The organism is Streptomyces sp. DvalAA-43, assembly GCF_900091725.1.
GTDB classification, from domain to species: domain Bacteria; phylum Actinomycetota; class Actinomycetes; order Streptomycetales; family Streptomycetaceae; genus Streptomyces; species Streptomyces pulveraceus.
On record NZ_FMBW01000034.1, the window covers coordinates 1 to 26,529 of the forward strand.

The window sequence follows — 26,529 nt, forward strand, 5'->3', positions numbered from 1 at the left end:
TCTTGCGGCTGACCCTCCGGTCGGCGAGCTTGGTCGGAACGGACGGAATTCCGAGAGAAATCGCAGTCATGCGCTGAGCATCCCCAAGGTGTGGATCAAGGTCCCGAGATCGGCGGGCTCCGGCCTTCGAGGTTACGGCACCGGCGGCGGCCCGGAGCACACCGCGTCCGGGACCGCCGTACAAAAGCGACGGCCCGGACACACACTGTGTGCCGGGCCGTCACCCGTGGTGCACGGGGTGCCGGTGGGTCAGGAGATCTTGACCGGATTCACGATGTCGGCGACGAGCACCAGCAGCGTGAAACAGATGAAGACACCGGCGACGACATAGGCGACCGGCATCAGCTTGGCCACGTCGAAGGGGCCCGGGTCGGGGCGCTTGAAGACCCGGGCGACATTGCGGCGCAGGGCCTCCCAGAGCGCTCCGGCGATGTGCCCGCCGTCGAGCGGCAGCAGGGGCAGCATGTTGAAGAGGAACAGCGAGAGGTTGAAGCCCGCCAGCAGGAACAGCATCATCGCGATCTGGTTCTGCGCCGGTACGTCGAGCGTCATCACCTCGCCGCCGATCCTGGCCGCGCCGACCACGCCGACCGGGGAGTCGGCCGCGCGCTCGCCGTCGCCGAAGGCGGCGTCCCACAGGCCCGGGATCTTGGACGGGAGGGCGATGATCGAGTCGACGCCGTTCTCGACCATGTCTCCCATGCGGACGACCGAGTCGCCGAAGGAGAGCGGGACGATCTCGGTCTGGGCGGCGAAGCCGAGGTAGCCGGCGTCCACGAACTTGCCGGGAACGACCTCGCCCTTGGAGTCCTTCTTCGCCACCGAGTTCTTCTGGAGCACGGCGTGGAGGGTCTTCTCCTGGCCGTCGCGCCGGACGGTGAGGGTGGCGGGGCCGATGGTGTCGCGGATCTTCTCGGAGAGCGTGTCCCAGTCGTCGACCTTCTGGCCGTCGAAGGCGACGATCCGGTCGCCCTTCTTGAGCCCGGCCTCCATCGCGGGCGAGACCGGGTCGGACTTCTTGCACGTGTCGCGGTTCTGGCTCTGGTCGATCACGCACTTCTGGACACCGGCGACCTCGGTGGTCTGGGTCTGGAAGCCGAAGGACATCGCCACACCGATGAAGATCGCGACGGCGAGGACCAGGTTCATGAACGGTCCGGCGAACATCACGATGACGCGCTTCCACGGCTTGCGCGTGTAGAAGAGGCGCTTCTCGTCACCCGGTTCGAGCTCTTCGAAGGCGGCGGACCTGGCGTCCTCGATCATGCCGCGCCACGGCGAGGTGGACCGCGCCTCCACGCGCCCGTCCTCGCCCGGCGGGAACATGCCGATCATGCGGATGTAGCCGCCGGCCGGGATGGCCTTGAACCCGTACTCGGTGTCGCCCTTCTTCCGCGACCAGACCGTCGGCCCGAAGCCGACCATGTACTGGGGTACGCGGATGCCGAAGAGCTTGGCGGTCGACAGGTGCCCGAGCTCGTGCCAGGCGATCGAGAACAGCAGACCGATGACGAAGACGACGATGCCCAGAATCGTCAACAGGACCGTCGTAATACTCATGCGCGCGCCTCCGCTGTCGCTTTCGCCGAGAGTTCACGGGCCCGGGTGCGTGCCCAGGTCTCCGCTTCCAGGACGTCTGCGACCGTGAGCGAAGTTCCCGTGGCGGGGGTGCCGTGTTCGGCCACCACCGCCGTGACCGTATCCATGATTCCGTTGAACGGCAGCCGTCCGGCGAGGAATGCGTCGACACATTCCTCGTTGGCGGCGTTGAAGACGGCCGGGGCGGTGGCGCCGAGCGTGCCGACGTGCCTGGCCAGGCCCACGGACGGGAAGGCCTCGTCGTCGAGGGGGAAGAACTCCCAGCTGGAGGCCTTCGACCAGTCGAAGGCGGGGGCGGCGTCCGGGACGCGCAGGGGCCAGCCGAGACCGATGGCGATCGGGCCCCGCATGTCCGGGGGCGTGGCCTGGGCGAGGGTGGAGCCGTCGGTGAACTCCACCATGGAGTGGACGTACGACTGGGGGTGGACGACGACCTCGATGCGGTCGAACGGGATGTCGTAGAGGAGATGGGCCTCGATGACCTCAAGCCCCTTGTTGACCAGGGTGGCGGAGTTGATCGTGATGACCGGTCCCATGGCCCAGGTCGGGTGGGCGAGAGCCTGCTCGCGGGTGACGTCCGCCAGCTCGTTCCTCGTCCGCCCCCGGAAGGGGCCGCCGGAGGCGGTGACGACGAGCTTGCGCACATCGGCGCGGGTGCCGGCGCCCAGCGCCTGGAAGAGCGCGGCGTGTTCGGAGTCGACCGGGATGATCTGGCCGGGCTTCGCCAGCGCCTTGACCAGCGGGCCGCCGACGATCAGCGACTCCTTGTTGGCCAGGGCGAGCGTGCGGCCGGCTTCGAGCGCGGCGAGCGTCGGCGCGAGTCCGATCGAGCCGGTGATCCCGTTGAGCACGGTGTGGCAGTCGCTCGCCGCCAGCTGTGCGGCGGCATCGGGCCCTGCCAGGATCTCGGGGAGCGGCTCGCCCGCCCCGTACTGCTCGCGCAGCGCCTCGCGCAGGGCCGGTACGGCGTCCGGGGCGGCGACGGCCACGGTGCGCACCCGCAGCTGCCGCGCCTGCTCGGCGAGGAGTGCGACCCGTCCGCCCGCGGCGGAGAGCGCCGTGACGCGGAAGCGGTCGGGGTTGCGCAGCACCAGGTCGATGGCCTGGGTGCCGATGGATCCGGTGGAGCCGAGGATGACGAGATCCCGGCGGCCTTCCGCTGCGTCGAAGACGAGGTGCGGGTCGGCGAGGGGGGCAGGACTGTCGCTCATGCCCCCCATTGTTGCCGCATCACCTGTGGGCGTGGACAGCGCGTCCCGCGCACGGGGTGGCCGGGGGCCCTGTCGGCGGGCGGGGCCCCGCGAAGGCGGCGAAGGCTTCGTGGGGCCCCGGGAACGTCTTCCGTACGCGACCGGGGTCGTCGAAGCCGGTGCCCGGCGGGGCGCGTCCGGTGAGTGGGCGTGCCCCGCCCGGCGGGCGGTGGTTCAGCCGATGGTCCGGTGGACGTTCTCCCGGGCGGACGGCCCCGGGGTGGCGTCGGCGATCCAGGGGCCTTCGCCGCTCGGGTCGACGACGCCGTCCTCCAGCCAGGTGTACGCGCCGGACAGGATGCCGTCGACCAGGTGCCGGTCCAGGTCGTCGGTGTTGGACCAGAGGCGGGTGAAGAGCTCCTCGACGCGGACGCGGGACTGGTGGCAGAACACGTCGGCGAGCCGGTAGGCCTCGCGTCCGTGGTCGTCCGAGGAGCGCAGCAGCTCGGCGCGGACACAGGCGGCGCTCATCGCGAAGAGTTCCGCGCCGATGTCGACGATCCGCCCCAGGAAGCCCTGCTTGGTCTCCATCCGGCCCTGCCAGCGCGACATGGCGTAGAAGGTGGAGCGCGCGAGTTTGCGCGAGGAGCGTTCGACGTAGCGCAGATGGGCGGAGAGATCGGGGTGGCCTGGAGGGTTGAACTCGGCGTAGGTGCGCGGGAGTTGTCCCGGTCCCGCGACGAGTCGGGGCAGCCAGCGGGCGTAGAAGCCGGCCGCGTTCGCGCCCGCCTTCGCCTTGGCGGAGAGGGGTTTGTCGGGGTCGATGATGTCGCCGGCGACCTTCAGATGGGCGTCGACGGCCTCGCGGGCGATCATCAGGTGCATGATCTCGGTCGAGCCCTCGAAGATCCGGTTGATCCGCAGATCGCGCAGGAGTTGTTCGGCGGCGACGGCCCGCTCGCCGCGGGCGGCGAGTGACTCGGCGGTCTCGAAGCCGCGCCCGCCACGGATCTGGACGAGTTCGTCGGCCATCAGACAGCCCATCTCGGAGCCGTACAGCTTGGCGAGTGCGGCCTCGATGCGGATGTCGTTGCGGTTCTCGTCCGCCATCTGCGAGGAGAGGTCGACCACAGCTTCGAGCGCGAAGGTGGTCGCGGCGATGAAGGAGATCTTGGCGCCGACGGCCTCGTGCCGGGCGACCGGCCTGCCCCACTGCTCACGGGCCGCGGACCATTCGCGGGCGATCTTCAGGCACCACTTCCCGGCGCCGACGCACATGGCGGGCAGCGAGAGCCGTCCGGTGTTGAGCGTGGTGAGGGCGATCTTGAGCCCGGCACCCTCGGGGCCGATGCGGTTCGCGGCCGGGACCCGCACCTGGTGGAAGCGGGTGACGCCGTTCTCCAGGCCGCGCAGGCCCATGAAGGCGTTGCGGTGCTCGACGGTGATGCCCGGGGAGTCCGCCTCGACGACGAAGGCCGTGATGCCGCCCTTGTGGCCTTCCGACTTCGGTACCCGGGCCATCACGACGAGCAGGTCGGCGACGACGCCGTTGGTCGTCCAGAGCTTCACCCCGTCGAGGACGTAGTCCGGGCCGTCCGGGACGGCCGAGGTGGCGAGCCGGGCCGGGTCGGAGCCCACGTCCGGTTCGGTGAGCAGGAACGCCGAGATGTCGGTACGGGCCAGCCGGGGCAGGAAGGCGTCCTTCTGCTCCTGGCTGCCGAAGAGCTTCAGCGGCTGCGGCACCCCGATGGACTGGTGGGCGGAGAGCAGCGCGCCGATGGCCGGGCTCACGGAGCCGACCAGGGCGAGGGCCTTGTTGTAGTAGACCTGGGTCAGGCCGAGGCCGCCGTACTTGGGATCGATCTTCATCCCGAGCGCGCCGAGCTCCTTGAGACCGCGGATCACCTCGTCGGGGATCCTCGCCTCGCGCTCGATCAGGGCGCCGTCGATCCGCGTCTCGCAGAACTCGCGGAGCCGGGCGAGGAACGCCTCGCCGCGCCGCACGTCGTCGGCGGGCGGCAGCGGATGCGGATGGATCAGGTCGAGCCGGAAGCGCCCGAGGAAGAGTTCCTTGGCGAAGCTCGGCTTGTGCCAGTCCTGTTCGCGCGCGGCCTCGGCCACCTGGCGCGCTTCGCGCTCGGTGACCCGGGGCGTGTTCTTCGGTGCGGATGGTGCGGACATGAGGAGCTCACCTCGCCGCGTTCGTGGGTGGGGGGACGCGGTCGGTCCGCGTGGGGTGCGCCCACCGGTACCAACCGGCTCTACTCGTCCGTATGTACCCGATTCCCGACACGCCCACCATCCCCCGGACGCCGATCGGGTCGGGAGCCACTCCACTGACCCGCCTGCGGTGGCGGACGCCGCGGGAACGCGGAGACGGCCGGAGCCCCCGCACAGTGGGCTCCGGCCGTCTCGTTGTCGCCCGCTGTCGTGCTGTCCAGGCGGAACACGGGCGACGTCGGTGGATCTCTTCGATCCTGTCCGGGGGCTACAGGGCGAGGCCGGTGAGGACCAGCACGCGCTCGTAGGTGTAGTCGTCCATGGCGTAGCGGACGCCCTCGCGGCCGACGCCGGACTGCTTGGCGCCGCCGTACGGCATCTGGTCCGCGCGGTAGGAGGGGACGTCGCCGATGATCACGCCGCCGACCTCCAGGGCGCGGTGGGCGCGGAAGGCGGTCTGCAGGTCGTGCGTGAACACGCCTGCCTGGAGGCCGTACTTGGAGGAGTTGACGGCCTCGAACGCCTCGGCCTCGCCGTCCACCTTCTGCACGGACATCACCGGTCCGAAGACCTCCTCGCAGGAGAGGGTGACGCCGTCCGGGAGCTCCGTGAGGACGGTCGGCGCGTAGGTGGCGCCGTCCCGCTTGCCGCCGGTGAGCAGCTGCGCGCCGGCCTGCACGGCCTCGTCGACCCAGGACTCGACGCGCTTGGCGGAGTCCTCGCTGACCAGCGGGCCGACGTCGGTGGTGGGGTCCGACGGGTCGCCGGTGACCAGGGCCTCGACGGCCGCGACGATCTTCGGGAGCAGCCGGTCGTAGACCGAGGCGTCCGCGATGACCCGCTGCACGGAGATGCAGGACTGGCCGCCCTGGTAGTTGGAGAAGGTCGCGATACGGGTCGCGGCCCAGTCCAGGTCCTGGTCGGAGGCGTAGTCGCCGAGGACGACCGCCGCGCCGTTGCCGCCGAGCTCCAGGGTGCAGTGCTTGCGCGGCACCGACTCCATGATCGAGTAGCCGACCGGGCCGGAGCCGGTGAAGGAGATCACGGGCAGGCGCTCGTCCTGGACCAGGGCGGGCATGCGGTCGTTGGGGACCGTGAGCACGGACCAGGAGCCGGCCGGGAGGTCGGTCTCGGCCAGCAGCTCGCCCAGGATCAGCGAGGAGATCGGGGTGGCCGGGGCGGGCTTGAGGATGATCGGGGCGCCGACGGCGATGGCCGGGGCGACCTTGTGGGCGCTCAGGTTCAGCGGGAAGTTGAACGGCGCGATGCCGAGGACCGCGCCGCGCGGGAAGCGCCGGGTCAGGCCGAGGCGGCCGGTGCCGCCGGCGTCGGTGTCCAGGCGCTGGGCGTCGCCGCCGTTGAAGCGGCGGGCCTCCTCCGCGGCGAACCGGAAGACGGAGACGGCGCGGCCGACCTCGCCGCGGGCCCACTTGATGGGCTTGCCGTTCTCGGCGGAGATCAGCTGGGCGATCTCCTCGGTGCGCTCCACCAGACGCCGTACGACGTGGTCGAGTGCGGCGACCCGGACGTGCGCCGGGGTCGCGGCGAACTCCTCGCGCACGGCGTGCGCGGCCGCGACGGCCTCCTCGATCTGGGCGTCGGTCGGCACGCTGACGGTGCCGACGAGACGGCCGTCCCAGGGGTTGGTGACGTCGAAGCTGTCCTCGCCGGTGGCCTGGCGGCCGGCGAGCCAGAAGGCGTGGGTGGAAGTCATGGAGGTTCCGGCCCTTCGGAGCGGTGGGGGTGTCTTGCCCCACCGTAGGGCCGCGCGGCCGCCCTGGCGTTTGTCCGGGGTGGAGCAGTGCGCGGCGGGGACGCTCCGGATTGTCGGGTGCGGCCGGAACGCGCTGCCGCGTCGGGGCGGCCACGGGTCGGGGCCCCGGCCGGCTCGGCCGCCGTGGCCCCGGCCATGATCCGCCGGACCGGCCCTACGGCTCCGGCGTCCGCGGGGTGCTCGTCGCCTTCAGGGCCAGCCACAGCTCCATCCGGACGTCCGGATCGTCCAGCGAGCGGCCCAGGATCTCCTCCACCCGGCGCATCCGGTAGCGCAGGGTGTGGCGGTGCACGCCCAGGTCCGCCGCGGCCGCGTCCCACTGCCCGTGGTGGGCGAGCCAGGCCCGCAGCGAGGCCACGAGGTCGCCGCGGCCCTTGGCGTCGTGCTCGTGCAGGGCGCGGAGCATTCCGTCTGCGAAGGCCCGTACCGCGTCGTCCGCGAGCAGCGGGAGCACCGAACCGGCCGCCAGCTCCTCGTGCTCGACCAGTGCCCTGCCCCGGCGGCGGGCCACCGAGAGGGCCTGTTCGGCCTGCTTGTACGCGGCGGAGACGGCGATCGGGCCCGCCGGTGCGGAGAGGCCCACGACCACCTGGCCCTCCTCCGTCTTCGCCCCTCCGGCGGGCGTCCGCGCCTCCTGGGCCTCCGCGTACGCCGTGCAGGCCGCGACCGCCGCTCCGCCGTCCGCGGCGAGGACGACGAGCCGGTCGCCCTCGGGGACGGTCAGCAGGGTCTCGCCGGTCCGCAGGGCCGCCGCCTCCATGGCCTCGCCGAGCGCGGCGGGGGTGGCGGGGTCGGACGCCTCCGCGATGAGCAGCCGGAACGGGGCGTCGAGCAGCCCTCCGTACAGGTCCCCGGCGACGGCCCTGGCGTGGTCGGGCTGGCCGGCCAGCAGCATGCGGAGCACCGCCGCGCCGAGGCGCTGCTCCGCGCCCTGGAGGGACCGTGAACGTGCGGTGGTCAGGGTCAGCAGGGCGACGGCGGAGTGCACGGCGTACCGCTCGGCGGTGCCGAGTGCCGCGCCGGTGCCGACGGCCAGTGCGCCCCTGACCCGGCGGCCGGTGCCCAGGGACTGGAGCTCGACCCGGTCGTCGGTGTCGCCGACGACGATGCTGGCCGGAGCCGGGCGGTCCCGCAGCCGTTCCACGTCGGGGGTGAGCCGGGCGGCGCGGCGGGCGGCCCACTCGGGGGCCGCGGCGACGACCTGGCCGGCCGCGTCGTAGAGCGCGGCCCAGCCGTCGAGGTGGGCGGCGAGCCGGGTGAGGAGTTCGCCGGGGCCGTCGCCCGAGAGTGCGGCCCTGGTCAGTTCCCGCTGGACCTCGAACCCGGCCGTGACGGCCCGGTACTGGTCCTCGGCGATCGCCGAGGAGACGGCCTTGGCGATCGCGATGAACGGGGTGCGGCGCGGCACTTCGAGGAGCGGCAGCCCGGCTTCCTCGGCGGCGTCGATCAGCGCCTGCGGCAGCTCGTCGTAGTGCACGCCGACGGCGAAGCCCAGGCCGACGACTCCGGCCCCGGCCAGCCGCCGCACGTACCGCCGCATCGCCTCGGGGTTCTCGGCGTCGAGGTTGGTGGCGGTGACGAGCAGGAACTCGCCGCCCTCCATGTACGGAACGGGGTCGGCCAGCTCGCTGGCGTGCGCCCAGCGCACGGGTGCGTCGAGCCGGTCCGCCCCCGCGCGCACGGTGAGTCTGAGAGCCGAACGCTGGACGAGCGAGGCGAGAGTGAGGGGCATGGGGACCGCTGGACCTCGGGAAGTCGGTTTTCGCCGTCCCGTATGAACGGCTGCTGCCAATTCTGCCAGGCTGGCCTGGTCCGGCATGACCACGACCAAGGACGCGGGCCGCACCCCGCGCCGCTCAGCCGTTCAGATCCACCAGCAGGGGCGGCGCGTGCTCCCCCCGTACGGTCGTCAGGGACAGGACCGCGTGTCCGGCCGGCACCCGGTGGGCCAGCTCGGAGGCCGACCAGCGCTCCCGCTCGACCTGGCGCACGGTCACCGCGTCGGTGGTGACCGCCTTGCCGGTGACGAGTTTGCGCAGGGCGTGCACGGCCCGGGTGAGCGGCTGGTCGGCGAAGACGGTGTGCTTGGCGACCTCGGTGGTCTCCACCCATTCGGTGCCCCATGCCTGGGCGAAGAGCCGCCCGTCCCAGGTCGTGACGCCGGAGAACGCCATGTGGCAGCCGACCGAGCCGAGCAGCGCCGTGTGCAGGGCCTCCGGCACGTCGTCCAGCCCGCGCAGGGTGAGCAGGACCCCGGCGTTGCAGTTCCGCAGCCGCTGCACGGCCCGTACGGACTCCGCGGTGACGGTGCGCGTGGCGTCGTCCAGGGCGAGGAAGGCGAAGAGCGAGCGGTCCGCGCGGGCGGCCGCCCCGGCGGTGAACTGGGCGAGCACCAGGCGGGCGATCAGGCGCGCGGCCTCGGGGTGGGCGCGTTCCGGCAGGTCGATGCGGACCCGCAGCGGGTGTTCGAGGGTGCGCACAGCGAAGGGCCGGCTCGTGCCGGTGGTGTCGAAGAACCCCGCGAAGGCGGGCCGGTCCAGGGCGGCGAGCCGGTCGGCGAGCAGGACTCCCGGGTCGCCGGGGGCACCCGCCTGCCGTGACCGGGCGTCGAGTTCACGGAGGTAGGAGCGGTGCGCCTCGCCGTCGAGCCGGGCCCGGAGCCCGGCGAGGGCGTCGGGGGCTCCGTCGAGCAGCTCGCGCAGCACCGGGACGGACGGGAAGCGGTCGTGGACCGCCCGGTACGGGCCGAGCAGCTGGGCGAGTGCGGTCGTGGCCCGCCGTGCGTCGATGTCGGCCAGGTCTCCGGCGAGCGCCTCGGCGAGCAGGGCGGCGGCCTCGTCGGCGTCGTCGGTCCCGCTGTACAGGTCGAGGTCGTGGGCGCAGGACGGGTCGCCCGGTCTGATCACGACGTCGTAGCCCGCGTCGGCCCCGAGCGGGGTGCCCGCCGCGCAGACGGCCACGACCACGGCCTTCCCGGCGAGGGCCTGGAGGGCGAGCGACTCCACGACGGGCCGCACCAGGTGCCTGGTCTTGCCGGAGCCGAAGGGCCCGACGGCCAGCAGCGAGGAGCCCAGGGACGCCGGGTCGACGGCGGCCCCCACGCCCCGCCGGGCCACCGGGTTGCGCTCGGAGTCGGTGTACCGGCCCAGCCTCACCTGGGAGGTGAGCAGGTCATGGGTGGCGGCACGGGCCGGCAGGTCCCGGTCGCCCGACGGGTGCGGGCAGGCCCGTGCGCCCTGGCCGAGCACGGCTTCGGTGAACGGGCCGACGCGCGAGGAGTCGGCCTCCACGGAGCGCCAGGCGCGCCGGATCCGTACGCAGTCGACGTCGTTCATCCGTCCGGCCCGCTCGTCCGCCACCAGCCGGTCGGCGGCCTCGTGCCGGCCCGCCGCGCGCAGCTGCGGCCAGTCGGCGGGGCTCGCGCCCGGGGTCTTCTGCGGTTCCGGCGCGCTCTTCGCCCGGCCGCGCAGCTCCCGTACGAAGGTGAACCAGCCGCCGGCGCGGGCGACCGGCAGGAGGATCGCGGCGGCGCCCACCAGGTGGTAGACGGTCTTGAAGGTCTCCACGCGGTCCAGGGTCTCCTCGGCCGTGCCGCCGTACAGCCAGGAGTACGGGGTCAGGCCCAGGGCCAGGTCGTCGAAGGGCAGCAGCTCGTCGGCGTTCACGAAGCACCAGACCAGGAGGGCTCCGGCCAGCGCGGTGCCCAGCGCCCGGCGCGGCTGGGGGTGGTCGGCCGCGTACCGGTGGAACACCTCGCGCCAGTTGCCCAGCCGCCCGAAGCCCCAGATCACCAGGGCGGCGACCAGGCTGTTGTAGACGGCGAGGGCGGTCAGGGCCGCCGCGGGGCGTTCGAGCCCCCACCAGTCGGACGGGGTGACCACTTCGAGGAGGATCCGGCTGTGCGGCACATATCCGTTGCGCCACAGCGACCACACCAGCATGGCGGCGAGCAGCGCCACGACCGCGCCGCCGAGCAGCGCCCGGTCGGGTACCCGGTCGGGGTCGGCCTCGGGCCGGGGCGTGTGGCCGAACCGCCAGAGGCCGGGTTCGGCCGCCGCGCGCGGGGTGCGCAGCCAGTCGCCCAGGGAGGGGCCGGGGGCCGGGGCGTGGCCGGGCCTCGGCGGCAGTTCGGGAGGGGGAGGGCCGGCCGGGCGCGGCACCGGATGACCGGAGCGGGTGCCGCGTGAGTCGTGTGTGCCCTCGGTGTCCATGTGCTGTCCCTCGTCCCCTGACCAGCGCCGACCGGTTACTCCGGGCGCGGGCGCCCGGAGCCATCAATCTAGTGCCCCGTACCACCCGGTCGGACGCGCTCCGGCGGGATGTCTTCGCCGCTCCCCGAGGCCCCGTACCCCCTCGCTATGTCCGCGGCGGACAACCGCGCGCGAACACCACTCCCGAACGGAACATGCCGGACCCGGGGCCCCGCCCATAGCCTGCACGAAGAAGCGTCCGAAACACCCCCACAGGAGCCCCTCATGACCGCAATCCCGCAGGAGCGCCGCGTCGTCACTGCCATTCCCGGCCCGAAGTCGGTGGAGCTGCAGGCCCGCCGTCTGGAGACGGTGGCCGCGGGTGTGGGCTCCACCCTGCCGGTGTTCACCGCCCGCGCCGGTGGCGGGATCATCGAGGACGTGGACGGCAACCGTCTGATCGACCTCGGCTCCGGTATCGCCGTGACGTCGGTCGGCGCCTCCGCCGAGGCCGTCGTGCGCCGCGCGTCCGCGCAGCTCGCCGACTTCACCCACACCTGTTTCATGGTCACGCCGTACGAGGGGTACGTCGAGGTCTGTGAGCAGCTCGCCGAGCTGACGCCGGGCGACCACGCCAAGAAGTCCGCGCTGTTCAACTCGGGCGCCGAGGCCGTCGAGAACGCGGTGAAGATCGCCCGCATCCACACCAAGCGCACCGCGGTCGTCGTCTTCGACCACGGCTACCACGGCCGCACCAACCTCACGATGGCGCTGACCGCCAAGAACATGCCGTACAAGCAGGGCTTCGGTCCGTTCGCGCCCGAGGTCTACCGGGTGCCGGTGGCGTACGGCTACCGCTGGCCGACGGGTGCCGAGAACGCCGGTGCCGAGGCGTCCGCCCAGGCCATCGACCAGATCACCAAGCAGATCGGCGCGGAGAACGTCGCCGCGATCATCATCGAGCCGGTGCTCGGTGAGGGCGGCTTCATCGAGCCGGCCAAGGGCTTCCTCCCGGCGATCGCCCAGTTCGCCAAGGACAACGGCATCGTCTTCGTCGCCGACGAGATCCAGTCCGGCTTCTGCCGCACCGGCCAGTGGTTCGCCTGCGAGGACGAGGGCATCGTCCCGGACCTGATCACCACCGCCAAGGGCATCGCGGGCGGTCTCCCGCTCTCCGCCGTGACCGGCCGCGCCGAGATCATGGACTCCGCCCACTCCGGTGGCCTCGGCGGCACCTACGGCGGCAACCCGGTCGCCTGCGCGGGTGCGCTCGGCGCGATCGAGACGATGCGCGAGCTGGACCTGAACGGGAAGGCGAAGCGCATCGAGGAGGTCATGAAGGGCCGCCTCGCCGAGATGCAGTCGAAGCTCGGCAACGGCGACATCATCGGTGACATCCGCGGCCGCGGCGCGATGATCGCGATCGAGCTGGTGAAGTCCGGCACGAAGGACCCGAACCCGGAGGCCGCCGCGAAGCTCGCCAAGGCCTGCCACGCGGAGGGCGTGCTGGTCCTCACCTGCGGCACGTACGGCAATGTCCTGCGCTTCCTCCCGCCGCTGGTGATCGGCGAGGACCTGCTGAACGAGGCGCTCGATGTCATCGAGCAGGCGTTCGGCCAGATCTGACCTGTGCGAACCCCGGCGGCTCCGGAACGCGGTTGCGCAGGGGATCCGAGGGGCCCGCGTGAGGGCCTGTGAAGAACGTGTGGGGGGCCGATGGCGGGATCCGTTTCCCGCTGTCGGTCCCCCATCGCCTGCCGTACGGTTTCTGCAGATGAGAGAAACACCCCGCCCGCAGGGGACTGCGGGCGATGCCGGGCCGGAGCTTCCCCAGCGCCGTCCTGGCCGTGCCTTCGCGCACACCGCTGGAGCCTCCGGCTCCGGAACTCCTCACCGATCGGATGGCCGCTCGCCCCAGACCCCCCGGGGCGTGCGGCAAACCGGTCCGACCGGCCGCCCCGGAACCACCCCCCCTGTTCCCGGGCGGCCGGCTCTTCTCCTCTTCCTGGTGCTGCCGCTCCTGGCTCTCTTCGCGCTCACCACCTGGCAGATCGCGGCCGACGGCCCGCTGCGCGGACTCGACGAGCGGGCGGGCCGGGCCGTCGTCGGGCACGGACCCGCCGGACTGACCGAATTCCTCGCCGATCTGGGCAATATGCAGGTCGCCCTCCCGGTGCTGGGCTGCGCCCTCGTCCTCGCGCTGGTGCGCGGTGCACGCCGTGCGCCGTTGTACGCGGCGCTCACCATGGGCGCGGTGCCCCTGCTGGTCGTTCCGCTGAAGGACTGGATCGCCCGTCCGGGACCGCTGACGGACGCCACCGGCTACTACCCGTCGGGCCATGCGGCGACGGCCGCGGTGGCGTACGGGGCGGCGGCGCTGCTGCTCGCGCCGTACGCGAGGCGGCCGTGGTCGTGGATGATGCCCGTCGCCGCTGTCCTGCTGACCACGGCGACGGGCATCGGTCTGGTGCTGCGCGGCTACCACTGGCCGCTGGATGTGCTGGGCAGTTGGTTCCTGTGCGGGATCCTGCTCCTGCCGCTGGGGCTCAGCTGCCGAAGTACGCGTCGAAGTTCTTCGAGAACTCCCCGTTGTTGAACCGGTCCCAGTTGATCGACCAGGTCATCAGTCCGCGCAGCGCGGGCCATGTCCCGTGGGTGGCGTAGGAGCCGCAGTCGGTCTTCTTCGTCAGGCAGTTCAGCGCCTTGGTGACCTCGGCGGGCGAGGTGTGGCCGTTGCCAGCCTGGGTGGAGGCCGGCAGGCCGATGGCGACCTGGTCGGGGCGGAGCGGCGGGAAGACCTTGGTCTGGTCGCCCGCCACCGGGAAGCCGGTGAGCAGCATGTCGGTCATGGCGATGTGGAAGTCCGCGCCGCCCATCGAGTGGTACTGGTTGTCCAGGCCCATGATGGAGCCCGAGTTGTAGTCCTGGACGTGCAGCAGGGTCAGGTCGTCGCGCAGCGCGTGGATGACCGGGAGGTAGGCGCCCGCCCGGGGGTCCTGGCCGCCCCAGGGGCCCGAGCCGTAGTACTGGTAGCCGAGCTGGACGAAGAAGGTCTCGGGGGCCATCGTCAGGACGAACTTCTCGCCGTACTTGGCCTTGAGGGTCTTCACCGCGGAGATCAGGTTGACCACGACCGGGGTGGTCGGGTTGCGGAAGTCGGTGTCCCCGGTGTTCAGCGAGAGCGAGTGGCCCTCGAAGTCGATGTCGAGGCCGTCCAGACCGTACTCGTCGATGATCTTGCTGACCGAGGAGACGAAGGTGTCGCGGGCGGCGGTGGTGGTGAGCTGCACCTGGCCGTTCTGGCCGCCGATGGAGATCAGCACCTTCTTGCCGGCGGCCTGCTTGGCCTTGATGGCCGCCTTGAACTCGGCGACGGACTCCACGTTCGGGCATTCGGTGACCGGGCAGAGCGAGAAGCGGATGTCGCCGGAGGTGACCGAGGTCGGTTCGCCGAAGGCGAGGTCGATGACGTCCCAGGAGTCGGGCACGTCCGCCATCCGCGTGTAGCCGGAGCCGTTGGCGAAGCTGGAGTGCAGATAGCCGACGAGCGCGTGGGCGGGCAGGCCGCCGCCGGTGCCCCCGCCGCCGCCCGCCGTGGTGGTGGCCGTGACGGCGGCGGACTTGGCGGACTCCCCGGCGGAGTTGGTCGCGGCGACCTGGAAGCTGTACGCGGTCGACGCGGCGAGCCCGGTCATGGTGGTGGAGGTGCCGGTGACCGAGGCGACCTTCGTGCCGCCCCGGTAGACGTTGTAGCCGGTGGCCCCGGCGGAGCCGGTCCAGGAGAGGTCGACCGAGGAGGAGGTGGCCGTGCCGGCCTTGAGTCCGGTGGGGGTGGCCGGGAGCTCGGCCGGGGCGCCGCCCGGACCGATCAGGGTGAGGTCGTCGGCGTAGTAGGCGGGGGTGCCGAACCAGCCGTGGGTGTAGACGCTCACGCTGGTGGTGGACGGTCCCGTCTTGAACGTGGTGGTGAGCTGCTTCCAGTCGGTGGAGGACTGGGTCCAGGTGGACACGTCGGTGGTGCCGGTGCCCTCCGCGCCGAGGTAGACGTAGGAGCCCTGCACCCAGGCGCTCAGCGTGTAGGTGGAGTCCGGCTGGACCGTCACCTTCTGGGAGCACTTGGCGTTGTCGCTGCCGGCCGGGGTCGCCTTCAGCGCCGAGGTGCCGCTGTGGGCCGGTGTGCCGACGGTGGCTCCGCTGCCACCGGTACAGCTCCAGCCGTCCAGGCCGGACTCGAAGCCGCCGTTGCGCGCCTGGTCGGCGTCGGCCGCGGCGGCGGACGGGGCGAGGGCGGTCAGACCGCCGGCGGCGAGCAGGGCCGCCGCGAAGGCGGCCACGGCTCCGGTCAGGCGGGCGGGGGGTCCCGTGCGTTCCACAACGGCCTCCGTGCATGGGGGAATTGAGTGCGGCCGCCACAACATGGTCCAGACCAATCAGGTTGTCAAGACCTCTGACAGCCCTGGGCCCGCCCGACCACCCGGTCACCGCGCCCGTTCCCGCCCGTTCCCCGCCCGTTCCCCGCCGCCGCCCGTAGCCTGCCGCCGTCAGTCACCGCCGCCCTCGGCCGGCCCGGCGGCCGCCTCGTGCATCGCGAGTTCCAGAAGTGTCGTGTCGGTGAGGGTTCCCGAGCCGTCGGGCGGGATCAGCCACCGCACCCCGCCGTTGGACGCCCTCCCCGGATGGGGCACGACGAGCCAGGTGCCCTGTCCCGCGCCCCGCACACCGGTGCCGAGCCAGCGGCTGACGGTGCCCGGCTCCACGAAGAAGCCCATGCGGGCGTCGCCGAAGTCGGAGAGAACGGGACCGGGCCTGTCGATGAGGCGGGTCAGTACGTCGAGGGTGGGACGGCCCAATTCCCCCGGAAGAATCAGCACGTCCCAGCGCCGCCCGGCGGGAAGGAGCACCACCCCGCGGGGATTGCGCTCCCATTCCCCTCGGCAGGCCTCTGGATCCGGCGCCACCGATACGAGCCATTCGACTGCTGCTGTGACCCCCGTGCCGGCCATGATCTGTCTCCCATCCGTATGCACCGGCCTTGCATGACCGGTGCGTTCACATGAGGGAGAGGGATGGCGCCGATCGATTACGCGGGTTCGGGCAGTGAATACGAAAGAAAACGGCCCGGTCACCTCCAGAGGTGACCGGGCCGCCGGGCTCAGCTGTCGAAGCCGAGCCCCAGCCGGTCCATCGTCCGCAGCCAGAGGTTGCGGTGGCCGCCGTTGCTGTCGGCCCTGGCCAGGGACCTCTTGGTGAGCTCGATCCCGGCCCAGGCGAAGGGCTCGGGCGGGAACGGCATCGGCTTGCTGCGGACCATCTCCAGCGCGGTCCTCTCGTTCTGCTCACCGGCCAGCAGATCGAGCATCACATCGGCCCCGAAACGGGTGGCGCCGACCCCGAGTCCGGTGAATCCGGCGGCATAGGCGACCCGGCCCTGATGGGCCGTGCCGAAGAACGCGGAAAAGCGCGAACAGGTATCGATCGCCCCGCCCCAGGCATGGCTGAAACGAATCCCCGACAGTTGCGGAAAACATTCGAAGAACTGACCGGCGAGCTTCAGGAAGGTCTCCGGACGCTGATCGAGATCGGCGCTCAGCCGGCCGCCGTACGGATAGATCGCGTCATAGCCGCCCCACAGGATCCGGTTGTCGGACGACAGCCGGAAGTAGTGGAACTGATTGGCGCTGTCGCCCAGGCCCTGCCGGTTCTTCCAGCCGATGGAGGCGAGCTGGTCCGCGGTGAGCGGCTCGGTCATCAGCGCGTAGTCGTAGACCGGCACGGTGAACGGGCGCACCCGCTTGACCAGCGACGGGAAGATGTTCGTACCGAGTGCGACCCGGCGTGCGAAGACCCGTCCGTACGGGGTGCGGACCGCCATTCCCGTGGTGGACCTGGCGAGTTCGAGGCCCCGGGTGTGCTCGTACATCCGCACGCCGAGGTCGAGGCAGGCCCGCTTCAGGCCCCAGGCCAGCTTGGCGGGGTGCAGCATGGCGACGCCGCGCCGGTCCCAGAGGCCGCCCAGGAATGTCGGTGAGTCGACTTCGGCGCGCAGTGCGTCCTGGTCCAGGAACTCCGAGCCGGTGAAGCCGAGCTTCTCGGCCTCCTGGTGCCATTCATGGAGCTCTTCGAGCTGGTGGGGCTCGGTGGCGACGTCGATCTCGCCGGTGCGCTCGAATTCGCAGTCGATCGCGTACCGGGCGACGGCGGCCTCGATGGCGTCGAGGTTGTGCTCCCCGAGCTCCTCCAGCTTGTGGATCTCCTCCGGCCAGCGCTCCAGGCCGTTGGGCAGACCGTGGGTGAGGGAGGCGGCGCAGAATCCGCCGTTGCGGCCCGAGGCGGCCCAGCCCACCTCGTGCCCCTCGATCAGGACGACGTCCCGTTCCGGGTCGCGTTCCTTGGCGATCAGCGCGGTCCACAGTCCGCTGTAGCCGCCGCCGACGACGAGCAGGTCGCAGTGCTCGTCTCCGGTGAGCGCGGGCAGCGCTTCGGGCCTGCCGGGGTCGTCCAGCCAGAACGAGACGGGCTTCGCGTCGGAGAGTGATCGTGCAGCAGTACGCATGGCAGCTGGGGCCATGGTTTCCAACTCCTTCAGGGCTTTCTATCGTGCGCTGTTCTTGCGCCGGTTCGCGATCAGCTGGCCGACGACCACCACCATGACAGCGATGATGAACATCGCCGTACCGATGACGTTGATCTGCACGGGCGTGCCGCGCTGTGCCGATCCCCAGACGAACATGGGGAAGGTCACGGTGGAGCCCGCGTTGAAATTGGTGATGATGAAATCGTCGAAGGAGAGCGCGAAGGCCAGCAGCGCTCCCGCGGCGATTCCGGGGGCGGCGATCGGCAGCGTCACCCGCAGGAAGGTCTGCACGGGCCCGGCGTACAGATCGCGGGCCGCCTCCTCCAGCCTCGGGTCCATCGACATCACACGCGCCTTCACGGCCGTCACCACGAAGCTCAGGCAGAACATGATGTGCGCGATCAGGATCGTCCAGAAGCCCAGCTGCGCGCCCATGTTGAGGAAGAGCGTGAGCAGCGAGGCGGCCATGACGACCTCGGGCATCGCCATCGGCAGGAAGATCAGCGAGTTGATCGCGCCGCGCGCCCGGAAGCGGTAGCGGACCAGCGCGAAGGAGATCATCGTGCCGAGGACGGTCGCGCCGACGGTGGCCCAGACGGCGATCTGGAGGGAGAGCGAGAGCGAGCCGCACATGTCGGCGACGCCGCAGGGGTCCTTCCAGGCGTCCAGGGAGAAGCGCTGCCAGGCGTAGTTGAAGCGCCCGTTCGGCTTGTTGAACGAGAACACCATGACGACGACGTTCGGCAGGATCATGTACGCGAGGGTCAGCAGACCCGCGATGACGATCAGATTCCGGCGAATCCAGCGCAGTACGGGCATCAGACCAGGTCCTCCGTCCCGGAGCGGCGGATGTAGACGGTGACCATGATCAGGACGACCGCCATGAGGATGAAGGAGAGCGCGGCCGCCGTCGGATAGTCCAGGACCCGCAGGAACTGGGTCTGGATGACGCTGCCGACCATCTTCGTGTCGGTGGAGCCCAGCAGTTCCGCGTTGACGTAGTCACCGCTGGCCGGGATGAAGGTGAGCAGGGTTCCGGAGACGACACCCGGCATGGAGAGCGGGAAGGTCACCTTGCGGAAGGTGGTGGCGGGGGTGGCGTACAGATCGCCGGCCGCCTCGTGCAGTCTGCCGTCGATCCGCTCCAGCGAGGTGTAGAGCGGCAGGATCATGAACGGCAGGAAGTTGTACGTGAGACCGCAGACCACCGCCATCGGTGTGGCCAGCACCCGGTTGGACTCGGTCCAGCCGAGCCAGCTGGTGACGTCCAGGACGTGCAGGGTGTTCAGTACGTCGACGACCGCGCCGCCGTCCGCGAGGATCGTCTTCCAGGCGAGTGTGCGGATCAGGAAGCTGGTGAAGAACGGCGCGATGACCAGCACCAGGACGACATTGCGCCAGCGGCCCGCCTTGAACGCGATGAGGTACGCGAGCGGGTAGCCGAGCAGCAGGCAGAGCAGGGTGGCGGTGCCGGCGTACAGCAGGGACCGGATGAACTGCGGGTAGTAGTCGGTCAGCGCGTCCCAGTAGGTCTGGAAGTGCCAGGTGACCTCGAAGCCCTTCTCCAGGGATCCGGTCTGTACCGAGGTCGAGGCCTGGTAGACCAGCGGCAGCGCGAAGAAGACGAGCAGCCACAGGATGCCGGGGAGCAGCAGCCAGTAGGGGACGAGGCGCTTGCGGGTGGAGGGCCTGCGTATCTCCGGCTCCGCGACGGGCACCGGTGGTGCCTCCTCGGTGATGGTCACGCCGCGTCCTCCACCGTCTCCACACCGGCGTCGATGTCCTGTGCGGCGTCCAGGCCGAAGGTGTGCGCCGGGTTCCAGTGCAGGACGACCTCGGCGCCGACCACGAGTCCCGCGCGCCTCTCGACGTTCTGCTCGTACACGTGGAGCGCCTTGCCCGCCGGGCTCTCCACCACGTACTGCGTGGACACCCCGATGAAGCTGGAGTCGACGATCCGGCCGGTGACCCGGTTGCGGCCGTCGGCGATCGCGTCCGCGTCGTCGGCGTGCGCGAGCGAGATCTTCTCCGGGCGGACGCCGAGGAGCAGCTTGCCGCCGTTGGTGGTGGGGGCGGTACATCGGTCGGTGGGCAGCCGGAGCTTCCCGCCGCCCGCGGCCACCACGATCTCCGTGCCCGCGGAGACGACCTCGCCCTCGATGAGGTTGGAGGTGCCGAGGAAGTTGGCGACGAAGGTCGTCCTCGGGTTCTCGTACAGATCGGCGGGGGCGCCGAGCTGCTCGACCCGGCCCCCGTTCATCACCGCGACGGTGTCGGCCATGGTCATGGCCTCCTCCTGGTCGTGGGTGACGTGGATGAAGGTGATGCCGACCTCGGTCTGGATGCGCTTGAGTTCCAGCTGCATCTGGCGGCGCAGCTTGAGGTCGAGTGCGCCGAGCGGTTCGTCGAGCAGCAGCACCTGCGGGTGGTTGATCAGGGCGCGGGCGACGGCGACGCGCTGCTGCTGGCCGCCGGAGAGCTGGTGCGGCTTGCGCTTGGCGAAGTCGCCGAGCTGGACGAGCTCCAGCATCTCGTCGACCTGCTTCCTCACCGACTTGATGCCGCGCCGGCGCAGACCGAAGGCGACGTTCTCCGTGATGTCGAGGTGCGGGAAGAGCGCGTAGCTCTGGAAGACCGTGTTGACCGGCCGTTTGTACGGGGGAAGTCCGGTGATGTCCCGGCCGCCGAGCGAGACCGTGCCGGTGGTGGCCTCCTCCAGGCCCGCGATCATGCGCAGGGTGGTGGTCTTGCCGCAGCCGGACGCGCCGAGCAGCGCGAAGAAGGAGCCCTGCGGGACGGTCAGATCGAGCGGCTTGACGGCGGCGAAGGAGCCGTATGTCTTGCTGATCCCGGTGAGGCGGACGTCGCCGCCGGTCTGCTGCTGTGTCATGGATCGCGGTCCCAGTGGTGTCAGAGGGAGATCAGGGGAGATCAGGGGATCGGGTGGGGCGGGGAGGACGCGGCGGTCAGGCGCCGATCAGCTTGGCGAACTTCTCTTCGTACGCCGTCTCTTCCTTGCTGGTCAGGGAGCGGAAGGCGTGCGACCGGGACGCCATCTCCTGGTCCGGGAGGATCAGGACGTTGTCGGCCATCGCCTGATCGATCTTCGCCAGCTCGTCGCGGACCCCGTCGACCGGGCAGACGAAGTTGATGTACGCGGCGAGCTTCGCGGCGACCTTCGGCTCGTAGTAGTAGTCGATGAGCTTCTCGGCGTTGGTCTTGTGCCGGGCCTTCACCGGGACCAGCAGGTTGTCGCTGGATATGACGTACCCGGCGGCCGGGATCGCGTACTTGATGTCCGGGTTCCCGGCCTGGAGCTGGATGATGTCGCCGGCCCAGCCGACGCAGGCGGCGATGTCGCCCTTGTCGAGGTCCGCGGTGTAGTCGTTGCCGGTGAAGCGGCGGATCTGGTTCTTGTCGACGCCCTTCTGGAGCCGGCCGATCGCGGCGTCGTAGTCGGCGTCGGTGAAGGTGCCGGGGTCCTTGCCCATGTCGAGCAGGGTCATGCCGATCGTGTCGCGCATCTCCGAGAGGAAACTGACCCGGCCCTTGAGCTTCGGGTCGTCGAGCAGCTGGCTGACGGAGTCGACCTTGCGGCCACCGGTCGCCTTGGAGTTGTAGGCGATGACGGCGGGGATGCCCGCCCAGGGGTACGAGTAGGCACGGCCCGGGTCCCAGTCCGGGGAGCGGAACTGGGCCGAGAGGTTGGCGTAGGCGTGCGGCAGGTGCGAGGCGTCGAGCTTCTGCGCCCAGCCGAGGCGGACGACGCGGGCGGCCAGCCAGTCGGTGACGCAGATGATGTCGCGGCCGGTGTCCTGGCCGGCCGCGAGCTGCGGCTTGATCTTGCCGAAGAACTCGACGTTGTCGTTGATGTCCTCGGTGTACTTGACCGTGATCCCGGTGCGTTCGGTGAACGCCTCCAGGGTGGGCCGGTGCTTGCCGTCGTCGGTGACGTCCATGTACTCGGTCCAGTTGGAGAAGTTGATCTGCTTCTCCTCGGCCGAGTGGTCGTCGGAGGCCGCGGCGGCGTCGCCCTCCCGCTTGGCGGGCGGGATGCCGCACGCGCTCAGCGTGCCCAGCCCGCCGATCGCCAGCGCCCCCATGCCGGAGGCGCGGAGGAGCGATCGGCGGGTCAGGGCGCCCCGGCCGCTGGTGAGGCTGCGTCGCATCGCGGCGAGTTGGGCCGCGGAGAGGCGCTCCGGCTCGTACTGCTCCATGCGCGTTGCCCTTTCGGGTGTGTGTGGCCGGGGGTCGGCCGGGTTATCGGTCCCCGAAGATCGTGCGGTGCCAGTCCTTGCGGGCGACCGCGGTGTTGTCGTACATGACGTGCTTGACCTGCGTGTACTCCTCGAAGGAGTACGACGACATGTCCTTGCCGAAGCCGCTGGCCTTGTATCCGCCGTGCGGCATCTCGCTGATGATCGGAATGTGGTCGTTGATCCAGACGCAGCCCGCCTTGATCTCGCGGGTGGCGCGGTTGGCGCGGTACAGGTCGCGGCTCCACGCGGAGGCGGCGAGTCCGTACGGGGTGTCGTTGGCGAGGCGGATGCCCTCGTCGTCGGTGTCGAAGGGCAGCACGACCAGGACCGGGCCGAAGATCTCCGACTGGACGATCTCGCTGTCCTGGGCGGCTCCGGCGACCAGCGTCGGCCGGTAGTACGCACCGGCGGCCAGTTCGCCGCCGGGGGCCTCGCCGCCGGTGACGACGGTGGCGTAGGCGCGGGCGCGCTCGACGAATCCGGCGACCCGGTCCCGCTGGGCGTGGCTGATCAGCGGGCCGAGGTCGGTCGACGGGTCGAAGGGGTCGCCGAGCCGGACGGTCTCCATGAGCGCGGCGACGCCTTGCACGAAGGCGTCGTACAGCGGGCGCTGGACGTAGGCGCGGGTGGCGGCGGTGCAGTCCTGGCCGGTGTTGATGAGCGCTCCGGCGACCGCGCCGTTGACCGCGGCTTCGAGGTCGGCGTCGTCGAAGACCACGAAGGGGGCCTTGCCGCCGAGTTCGAGGTGGAGGCGCTTGACGGTGGAGGTGGCGATCTCCGCGACCCGCTTGCCGACGGCGGTGGAGCCGGTGAAGGAGGTCATGACGACGTCCGGGTGGCCGACGAGGTGCTCGCCGGCGTCCTTGCCCGCGCCGGTGACGATGTTGATCACACCGTCCGGGATGCCCGCCTCGGTGGCCGCCTGGGCGAACATCAGCGAGGTCAGCGGGGTGATCTCGGCGGGCTTCAGCACGATCGTGTTGCCCGCGGCGACGGCCGGGAGGATCTTCCAGGCGGCCATCTGGAGCGGGTAGTTCCAGGGCGCGATGGAGCCGATGACACCGATCGCCTCACGGCGTACGTACGAGGTGTGGTCGCCGTCGTACTCGGCGGCCGACTTGCCCTCCAGATGGCGGGCGGCCCCGGCGAAGAAGGAGGTGTTGTCGATGGTGCCGGGCACGTCGAACTCGGTGGCGAGCTTGATCGGCTTGCCGCACTGGAGGGACTCCACGTACGCGAAGTCGTCGGCCTGCTCGGCGAGGACGGCGGCGAAGCGGTGCATCGCCTCGGCCCGCTCGGCGGGCGTCGCGCCCGACCAGCCGGGGAACGCCTCGCGGGCGGCCGCCACGGCGGCGTCCACGTCGGCGGTGCCCGCCAGCTCGTAGGTGTGGACGGTCTCCCCCGTCGCCGGGTTCACCACGTCGTGGTGACGTCCCGATGTTCCGGGCCGCAGCTTTCCGCCGATGTACTGTGCGCCGTCCGCGAAGCGGTCCCGCACCTGGATGCCGTTGCCCATGACGATCTCCTCCGCCGCGTACCCCGGAATGCGGGGGCGGCGTAGCCTCTGCTCGATTTGAGTGCCGATCCTGACAGAGGGGAACAACCCCAACAAGTGATTCCGTTGTTGCCTTTTGGTTACGCGACGGAATCTGTCGACCATGTGTCGCGTCGGTACGGAAATCCCCGTACGTAGTGTCAGTGGCGAATGCCAGAATCGCATGTCATGGAACACATGGACGATCTTCTGGCGCGGACCGCACGCGGCGAGAAGGTGAAGTACCTGCACTTCTGGGGGCACCGTCCACGGCCCGACGGCCGCATCGGCGCGAGCTGTCTCAGTCAGTGGTGGCCGTCGCCGTTCACGGTCGACGGCGTGAGATACGCGTCGTCGGAGCACTGGATGATGGCGGGCAAGGCCCGCCTGTTCGGCGATGCGGAGTCGGAGGCCGCGGCGGTGGCGGCGAAGAGCCCGGCGGCGGCGAAGAAGGTGGGCCGGCTGGTCCGCGGTTTCGACGACGCGGTGTGGCAGCGGAAGCGGTTCGCCCTGGTGGTGGCCGGCAGCGTGCACAAGTTCGGCGGCGATCCGGAGCTGCGGGAGTTCCTGCTGAACACCGGGGACCGGGTGCTGGTCGAGGCGAGCCCGATGGACCGGATCTGGGGCATAGGCCTGGCGGCGGACGATCCGCGGGCGGCGAGTCCGGCGAGCTGGCGGGGGCTGAATCTGCTGGGGTTCGCGCTGATGGACGCGCGGGTGGAGCTGCGCACGTCATGAGGCGGCCCGGACGCCCGGCGGCCCGGCGGGTCCGGGCTGTCGGGCGGGGTGCCGGGGCGTCTCGCCGGGATCATGCCGGGCCCGCGGGGTCCGGCATGATCCCGGCGAAGGGCCTCAGCGGGTGACGTCGACGACCAGCGACGTGGAGTACGGGTCGTCGTTGTAGCCACTGTCCTCGAATTCATCGCCGTGGGCGACGAACAGCCAGATGAAGAAGCTGATGATCGCCACACCGAAGACGATGCCGATGGACCCCATGATGATCCCGGCGAGTGCCTGACCGCTGTTGGTCGCCTCACCGCGCTGCGCCCGCTTGCGGCCGAGGATCCCGAAGATCAGGGCCAGCGCGCCCAGGATCAGGCTGGGTATCCCGTAGATGCAGAACATGCAGATGGCCAGGATGCCGAGCACCATGGCCGCGGTGCCCATGCCGTTGGCGGGCGGCGGACCGCCCCAGGGCGCCTGCGGATACCCGGGGTACCCCGGGTATCCGCCGTACTGAGGGGCGGGCGCGGCCGGGTAGCCGTACTGTCCGGCGACCGGCGGGGCCGACGGGATCTGCTGGCCCGGTCCGTTCGGTCCGACCGGCGGCGGTGGTACCTCACCGGGGCCGAAGCCGGCTCCGGGCACCGGCCCGGTCTGCACCGGCGCACCGAATCCCGGCGGTGCGTCGGCCGGTTCGGGGCCCTCCCCGGCCCCCGGCACCGAGACGACCGTGGGCTGGCTGTGCACCGCGGGCGGGCGAGGATCGCCGACCTGCTTCTCCAGCGGCACCTTGCTGTCCGGCGGAGCCCACGGATCGCGCGGCGCGGCCCCGCCCTCGGGCTGCTCTGTGTTGTCTGACATGGGCCTCCCCCATCGTGGTCCCGTCATGCTACGGCCCCGCTGCCCGCCGATGGCCCCGGCCTACGATGATCCCCGTCCCCTGCCCGGCCGACCGTGCCCGGCACCCGAACCGTCCCACGCCGCGGAGAGTCCGATGACCGATCTGCACCCCTTCATCGCGGGGCTGCCCAAAGCGGAACTGCATGTCCACCATGTCGGTTCCGCCTCGCCCCGCATCGTCGCCGAGCTGGCCGCGCACCACTCCGACTCCAAGGTCCCCAGCGACCCCGAGGCGCTCGCCGACTACTTCACCTTCACGGACTTCGCGCACTTCATCGACGTGTACCTCTCCGTCGTGGACCTGATCCGCACCCCGGAGGACGTCCGTCTGCTGACCTTCGAGGTCGCCCGCGACATGGCGCGGCAGAACATCCGCTACGCGGAGCTGACGGTGACCCCGTTCTCCTCGACCCGGCGCGGCATCCCCGAGCAGGCGTTCATGGAGGCCATAGAGGACGCCCGCAAGGCCGCCGAGGCCGAGCTGGGTGTCGTGCTGCGCTGGTGCTTCGACATTCCCGGCGAGGCCGGGCTCGAATCCGCCGAGGAGACCGCCCGGCTCGCGGTCGACCTGCGGCCCGAGGGACTCGTCTCGTTCGGCCTCGGCGGTCCGGAGATCGGTGTGGACCGCCCGCAGTTCAAGCCCTACTTCGACCGGGCGATCGCCGCGGGCCTGCACTCGGTGCCGCACGCCGGGGAGACCACCGGGCCACAGACCATCTGGGACGCCCTGACCCATCTGCGCGCCGAGCGCATCGGTCACGGCACCAGCGCCGTCCAGGACCCGAAGCTGCTGGCCCATCTCGCCGAGCACCGCATCGCGCTGGAGGTCTGCCCGACCTCGAACATCGCGACCCGCGCGGTGGCGGACATCGAGCAGCACCCGGTCAAGGAGATGGTGGCCGCGGGCGTCCTCGTCACCATCAACAGCGACGACCCGCCGATGTTCGGCACGGACCTCAACAACGAGTACGGGGTGGCCGCCCGCCTGCTCGGTCTGGACGAGCGGGGTCTCGCGTCGCTGGCGAAGAACGCGGTCGAGGCGTCGTACCTCGACGCGGCCGGCAAGCGGAGGCTGGCCGCCGAGATCGACACGTACACGACGAACTGGCTGGAGCGCGCGGGCCAGTGACCCCCGTGGTCACAATGACCCCATGGTCACCTCAGTCATCGCCGTGGCCCACCGCGGCGATCCCTACCGGGTCCGCGAGAACACCCTCCCCTCGATCCGCTCCGCCCTCGGCAGGGGGGCGGACGCGGTCGAGATCGATGTACGGGTCACCCGCGACGGCGTACCGGTCCTGCTGCACGACGCCACACTGAAGCGGCTGTGGGGCCACGACGTGCGGCTCGACCGGCTGACCCACGAGGAGCTCACCGAGCTGACCCGGGGCGGTGTGCCCACCCTGCGCGAGGCGCTGCTCGCCGCCGGGGCGCACCGCCTCATGATCGATCTGCCGGGCTCCACCGACGGCTCCGTGCGGAAGACCGTCGGTGTGGTGCACGAGTGCGGGGCCGGCGAGCGGGCGTACTACTGCGCCGGCGCCGACGCGATGCTCCGGGTGCGGG

General features: G+C 71.1%; 20 protein-coding genes. 5 read left to right on the forward strand and 15 right to left on the reverse strand.

Annotation, left to right across the window (positions count from 1 at the left end):
• Positions 1-249: 249 nt before the first annotated feature.
• The 6 genes from GA0115234_RS10585 to GA0115234_RS10610 form a co-directional block, all read right to left on the reverse strand.
• Complete coding sequence (locus GA0115234_RS10585; RefSeq protein WP_093540662.1) at positions 250-1,560, reverse strand: M50 family metallopeptidase; 1,311 nt, start codon at positions 1,558-1,560, stop codon at positions 250-252.
• Positions 1,557-2,810: a 1-deoxy-D-xylulose-5-phosphate reductoisomerase gene (gene dxr / locus GA0115234_RS10590; RefSeq protein ID WP_093540680.1), complete on the reverse strand. Its 1,254-nt coding sequence runs from the start codon at positions 2,808-2,810 to the stop codon at positions 1,557-1,559. Before dxr ends, GA0115234_RS10585 begins: the two co-directional genes overlap by 4 nt.
• Before the next feature lie 213 nt (positions 2,811-3,023).
• A complete protein-coding gene (locus GA0115234_RS10595) occupies positions 3,024-4,970 on the reverse strand; it encodes an acyl-CoA dehydrogenase family protein (RefSeq protein WP_093540663.1) in 1,947 nt (648 codons plus the stop codon).
• Positions 4,971-5,277: 307 nt separating this feature from the next.
• A complete protein-coding gene (locus GA0115234_RS10600) occupies positions 5,278-6,723 on the reverse strand; it encodes an aldehyde dehydrogenase family protein (protein ID WP_093540664.1) in 1,446 nt (481 codons plus the stop codon).
• A gap of 214 nt (positions 6,724-6,937) precedes the next feature.
• Positions 6,938-8,515 carry a PucR family transcriptional regulator gene (locus tag GA0115234_RS10605; protein WP_093540665.1) on the reverse strand — a complete coding sequence of 526 codons (1,578 nt, stop codon included), beginning with the start codon at positions 8,513-8,515 and terminating at the stop codon, positions 6,938-6,940.
• Positions 8,516-8,639: 124 nt separating this feature from the next.
• A complete protein-coding gene (locus tag GA0115234_RS10610) occupies positions 8,640-10,994 on the reverse strand; it encodes an ATP/GTP-binding protein (protein ID WP_093540666.1) in 2,355 nt (784 codons plus the stop codon).
• Positions 10,995-11,258: 264 nt separating this feature from the next.
• Between GA0115234_RS10610 and gabT the strand changes: the two genes are divergently transcribed.
• Positions 11,259-12,599 carry a 4-aminobutyrate--2-oxoglutarate transaminase gene (gene gabT, locus GA0115234_RS10615; RefSeq protein ID WP_093540667.1) on the forward strand — a complete coding sequence of 447 codons (1,341 nt, stop codon included), beginning with the start codon at positions 11,259-11,261 and terminating at the stop codon, positions 12,597-12,599.
• 148 nt (positions 12,600-12,747) lie between these two features.
• Entirely contained in the window at positions 12,748-13,569 is an 822-nt protein-coding gene (locus tag GA0115234_RS10620) for a phosphatase PAP2 family protein (RefSeq protein WP_202553579.1), read from the forward strand.
• Here GA0115234_RS10620 and GA0115234_RS10625 read toward each other — a convergent pair.
• The 8 genes from GA0115234_RS10625 to GA0115234_RS10660 all read right to left on the reverse strand — a co-directional run bounded on the left by GA0115234_RS10625 (position 13,520) and on the right by GA0115234_RS10660 (position 23,322).
• The gene (locus tag GA0115234_RS10625; protein ID WP_093540669.1) at positions 13,520-15,346 is read right to left on the reverse strand and encodes a chitinase; all 1,827 of its coding nucleotides are present in this window, start codon (positions 15,344-15,346) and stop codon (positions 13,520-13,522) included. The two genes, GA0115234_RS10620 and GA0115234_RS10625, sit on opposite strands and share 50 nt — an antisense overlap.
• Positions 15,347-15,514: 168 nt before the next feature.
• The gene (locus tag GA0115234_RS10630) at positions 15,515-15,976 is read right to left on the reverse strand and encodes a hypothetical protein (RefSeq protein ID WP_093540670.1); all 462 of its coding nucleotides are present in this window, start codon (positions 15,974-15,976) and stop codon (positions 15,515-15,517) included.
• Positions 15,977-16,125: 149 nt separating this feature from the next.
• Complete coding sequence (locus tag GA0115234_RS10635; RefSeq protein ID WP_093540671.1) at positions 16,126-17,541, reverse strand: NAD(P)/FAD-dependent oxidoreductase; 1,416 nt, start codon at positions 17,539-17,541, stop codon at positions 16,126-16,128.
• Positions 17,542-17,565: 24 nt separating this feature from the next.
• Positions 17,566-18,366: an ABC transporter permease gene (locus tag GA0115234_RS10640; RefSeq protein WP_093540672.1), complete on the reverse strand. Its 801-nt coding sequence runs from the start codon at positions 18,364-18,366 to the stop codon at positions 17,566-17,568.
• A complete protein-coding gene (locus GA0115234_RS10645) occupies positions 18,366-19,292 on the reverse strand; it encodes an ABC transporter permease (RefSeq protein WP_093540673.1) in 927 nt (308 codons plus the stop codon). The genes GA0115234_RS10640 and GA0115234_RS10645 overlap by 1 nt, the downstream gene beginning before the upstream one ends.
• On the reverse strand, positions 19,289-20,437 hold the full coding sequence (locus tag GA0115234_RS10650) for an ABC transporter ATP-binding protein (protein WP_093540674.1): 1,149 nt from the start codon (positions 20,435-20,437) through the stop codon (positions 19,289-19,291). The genes GA0115234_RS10645 and GA0115234_RS10650 overlap by 4 nt, the downstream gene beginning before the upstream one ends.
• Positions 20,438-20,513: 76 nt before the next feature.
• Complete coding sequence (locus tag GA0115234_RS10655; protein ID WP_093540675.1) at positions 20,514-21,764, reverse strand: ABC transporter substrate-binding protein; 1,251 nt, start codon at positions 21,762-21,764, stop codon at positions 20,514-20,516.
• Between the two features lie 43 nt (positions 21,765-21,807).
• Positions 21,808-23,322, reverse strand: coding sequence for a gamma-aminobutyraldehyde dehydrogenase (locus GA0115234_RS10660; protein WP_093540676.1), 1,515 nt, complete (start codon positions 23,320-23,322; stop codon positions 21,808-21,810).
• Between the two features lie 216 nt (positions 23,323-23,538).
• Between GA0115234_RS10660 and GA0115234_RS10665 the strand changes: the two genes are divergently transcribed.
• Positions 23,539-24,078 (forward strand): NADAR family protein, encoded by a 540-nt coding sequence (locus tag GA0115234_RS10665; RefSeq protein ID WP_093540677.1) that lies wholly within the window; start codon positions 23,539-23,541, stop codon positions 24,076-24,078.
• A 114-nt stretch (positions 24,079-24,192) separates the two neighbouring features.
• Here GA0115234_RS10665 and GA0115234_RS10670 read toward each other — a convergent pair whose 3' ends face one another.
• Positions 24,193-24,924, reverse strand: coding sequence for a DUF4190 domain-containing protein (locus GA0115234_RS10670; protein ID WP_093540678.1), 732 nt, complete (start codon positions 24,922-24,924; stop codon positions 24,193-24,195).
• 49 nt (positions 24,925-24,973) lie between these two features.
• Here GA0115234_RS10670 and GA0115234_RS10675 point away from each other — a divergent pair, with 49 nt between their 5' ends.
• Both GA0115234_RS10675 and GA0115234_RS10680 read left to right on the forward strand, forming a co-directional pair.
• The gene (locus tag GA0115234_RS10675) at positions 24,974-26,092 is read left to right on the forward strand and encodes an adenosine deaminase (protein WP_370804208.1); all 1,119 of its coding nucleotides are present in this window, start codon (positions 24,974-24,976) and stop codon (positions 26,090-26,092) included.
• A gap of 22 nt (positions 26,093-26,114) precedes the next feature.
• Positions 26,115-26,529 (forward strand): glycerophosphodiester phosphodiesterase (locus GA0115234_RS10680; protein ID WP_272922058.1); only part of this gene is annotated, 415 nt, incomplete at its 3' end.